This window comes from Nodosilinea sp. LEGE 07088 (assembly GCF_015207395.1).
Taxonomy (GTDB): Bacteria; Cyanobacteriota; Cyanobacteriia; order Phormidesmidales; family Phormidesmidaceae; genus Nodosilinea.
In genome coordinates this window covers 1-3,155 of the sequence record NZ_JADEWX010000322.1, presented here as the reverse complement: position 1 = coordinate 3,155, position 3,155 = coordinate 1, and the positions used below count along the sequence as shown (strand labels likewise).

The 3,155-nt window shown below is 55.4% G+C and carries 3 protein-coding genes; 1 reads left to right on the top strand and 2 read right to left on the bottom strand.

Annotated elements, in window-relative coordinates; genetic code table 11:
* Positions 1 to 126 precede the first annotated feature (126 nt).
* Complete coding sequence (locus IQ254_RS30520) at positions 127 to 708, bottom strand: FHA domain-containing protein (protein WP_193969892.1); 582 nt, start codon at positions 706 to 708, stop codon at positions 127 to 129.
* A gap of 437 nt (positions 709 to 1,145) precedes the next feature.
* On the opposite strand from IQ254_RS30520, the gene IQ254_RS30515 reads away from it, so the two are divergent.
* Positions 1,146 to 2,609: a 1-acyl-sn-glycerol-3-phosphate acyltransferase gene (locus IQ254_RS30515; protein WP_193969891.1), complete on the top strand. Its 1,464-nt coding sequence runs from the start codon at positions 1,146 to 1,148 to the stop codon at positions 2,607 to 2,609.
* Here IQ254_RS30515 and IQ254_RS30510 read toward each other — a convergent pair.
* Positions 2,604 to 2,954, bottom strand: coding sequence for a type II toxin-antitoxin system Phd/YefM family antitoxin (locus IQ254_RS30510; protein WP_193969890.1), 351 nt, complete (start codon positions 2,952 to 2,954; stop codon positions 2,604 to 2,606). The genes IQ254_RS30515 and IQ254_RS30510 overlap by 6 nt on opposite strands.
* Positions 2,955 to 3,155: the final 201 nt, after the last annotated feature.

Sequence of the window (3,155 nt, the reverse complement as noted above, 5' to 3'; positions counted from 1 at the left end):
AGATTGCCGGGCAGATGTTTGATAACGAATATGACCTGGCCATGACCGTCATTGAGGGCATGGAGGCACGTAGTAGAACCGGAGATTACCCACTGGAACGTTTTATATTTAATTGCGCCTAGCTACTTAGTCATCCATCCAGGCCGACTCTTCGCACTGCTGCTGCAAAAACTCAAACCGCAGGTCACCGAGCTTGATCAAGTCGCCATCCTGCAGGTAATGGCGCTGGGCCGCAGCCAAACGGTGGCCATTCACCCAAGTGCCACCCGGTGTATCCAAATCGGCGATGAAGAAACCCCGCCTGGGGTCGAAATTGATCGCAGCATGGCAGAGGGCAATACCGGATTGAGAAAAATTCAAAGCGCAGTGGCTACCCTGGCCCAGCAGCCAGCGAGTGCCGCAGGGGGTGACATGAATATCGCACCCAGGGGTCAGGTTGGTGCTAAGAAATGCCCTATCTTCGGTGATCAGACCCTGAATATAGCAATCGGTGCGATAGCAGTGGTTTTTGGCTGTCAGAATCGGATCAATCACACCGGCCACCTGCTCTAGGTCATAGCTCAGGTTGCGAAAGAGAGTATCTAAAATCCAGGGGGGAGAAACCGCTGAAGCCTGTTTGTCTAGGCCGGAAACCGATGCTGGGGCGAGATCTGCCCCAGCAAGGGACTGCTGTGGCGAACCAGCAGAAAAAAACTGTGAGAAAACCATATAATCGTCAACCTTACCGCTAACTACGTCTCTGGAAGAGGTTGCTAGATCACCGCATGCCGCTGGCTAAGAGCCATTGGTTGGATCGAACTAGCTATGCACTCAGTACCAAAAGCCCCTCAGGATGGGGATACTCTTGACCGGTAGAAACTCCTAGGGATGATAGATATCGCGTGACGATTTGTTTGACCATGCTCAGCCAACTCGGCTAAGCTCCCGCTATTAAAACGGGTTTCTCAACCCTAAGCAATCCTACGTAACGGTTTACTCATAAAACCTTTACATACTCTCCGTAGATTTACTCTAGGGCTTTAAGCCTAAACTATGTTCTTCTCCGGCCTGTTATATCATCGGGGGGTTCGACACTCAGGCGTTGATGATTGCCTAGGGCTTGGGTAACTCTGCGCTGCTCCCTATATCTGCGTTGCTACATACCTGTGGTTAATCTTTCAAACCAGGCCCAGCCACCGCTGAGCTTTATCCCTCCTGCTCTAGATCACCGAGTGCTAGCCCTAGTACGGCTGGGCCTGCCCTACTGGATGCGCTGGCGCGAACAGATCCAAGCGGTGGAGGTGGTCAATGCCGATGGTCTGGTGCATTTGTTTAAAGCCTTTGGGGCCAAAGAGACTCGGTTTTTGCTGGCCTTTCGCCATCCCAGCCCGCTCGACTCATTTTGTTTGGCCCATTTGATGTGGTATGCGGTGCCCCAGCGGGCCCGAGAGTTAGGCATTGAGCTGCAGCGTCCAGTTCATGCTCACTTTATCTACGATCGCGGTATTCCCCTCTGGGCGGGCGACTGGGTGGGGTGGATCTACAGTCACCTGGGGGGCACCCCCATTCAGCGGGGCAAGGTCGATCGCCAGGGGTTGCGATCGGCCCGCGACCTGTTTGCTAACGGTCAACTGCCCATCGCGGCGGCCCCTGAGGGGGGTAATAATGGCCACACCGAAATCGTTAGCCCCCTGGAGCCGGGGGTCGCCCAGATGGGGTTTTGGTGCGTCGATGATATGCAGAGCCAGGGGCGACAGGAGCAGGTGGCGATCGCCCCCCTGGGCATTGCCTACCGCTATATCACCCCGCCCTGGCCAGCGATCGATCGCTGGCTCGATCGCCTAGAGCAAGAAAACGGCATCCCCCCTGCGGTCACTACCTATGCCCTAGGCGACACCTCAGATGCCGCCACCGAGCAGCGCTATCAGCGGCTCTATACCCTGGGCGAGCACCTGCTCACCCTGATGGAGGGCTATTACCGTCGAATTTATCGGGAGACCTTACCTCCCAACTTTCTGAGCGATGCTGGTACGGATACGTCTTCCGAGGCGGTTCCCGAACGCTTTGCCCAGCGCCTCGAAGCCCTGATGAATGCGGCGCTAAATGTAGCCGAAACCTATTTTCAACTGCCGGCCAAGGGCAGCGCCATCGATCGCTGCCGCCGCATTGAGCAGGCCGGGTGGGAGCGCATCTTTCGGCAAGATATTGCGGGGGAATCACCCTTACCAGCGGTAGCGCGCGGCCTGGCCGATCGCGAGGCCGAAGAAGCCAGCCTGCGCATGTGGCACATGCGCCTGGTAGAAAATTTTGTCGCCGTCACCGGGCAGTATGTGCGCCAGCGCCCCTCCGCCGAGCGCTTTGCCGAAACCGTGATGATCTTACGCGATACGGTCTGTCTGATTCAGGGCGAGAACCCCTTCCCCAGGCCCAAACTGGGGCCGCAGCAGGCGGTGCTAACGGTGGGTGAGCCAATCTCGGTGAGCGATCGCTGGCCCGATTACAAAGCCAACCGCAAACAGGCCGTAGCCCAGCTCACCGCCGACCTGCAAACCGCCCTGGAAGCGATGATTTCGGTTGAATATCCTCAAGGTCTCGCTCGGCCCGTTGAGAAAGCCGATAACACGTCATAACGGTGGGTTTTGGGCCAGGCGCTGACGACCTCGCTCTTTTATTTTGCTCTCTAAGGATGCTGTCGAAGCGTCGTCATACTCGATGTAGTCGCCTTGCTGGAGCTGTTGAGCCCCAAAAGCCAGGTCTTGCTTAAGCGCCTGAAGCTTGATGGCACGCAGTTCTTCTTTCAGGCATTGGATGTGATTTTGCATGTCTTGAAAAGCAACAGCATCTTGAATAACCACCTCTGCCTTGCCGTTAACAGTGAGCACGATGGGGGCTTTGGTGGCTTTAATGCGATCGACAAAGGCTTTGGCGTTGCGCTTAAAGTCGGCTAGGGGATGAATGTTTTCTAGCTTGATCACAGCTTGATCACAATGAAGCATCAAATTCGGATTTAATTCAATAATAGCTGTGGCTAGATGATGGTGTGCTCAGCCTGACTGCCTGACACAAGTAGGCAAAAGGCTTGAAACCTCGTTAGGCGAGGGGGAAAGGGTGAGCTGACATGAGACGCTGAAATTGCATCATCTCAGGGTCTTTACCATGTCAGCCACCACCTGCCT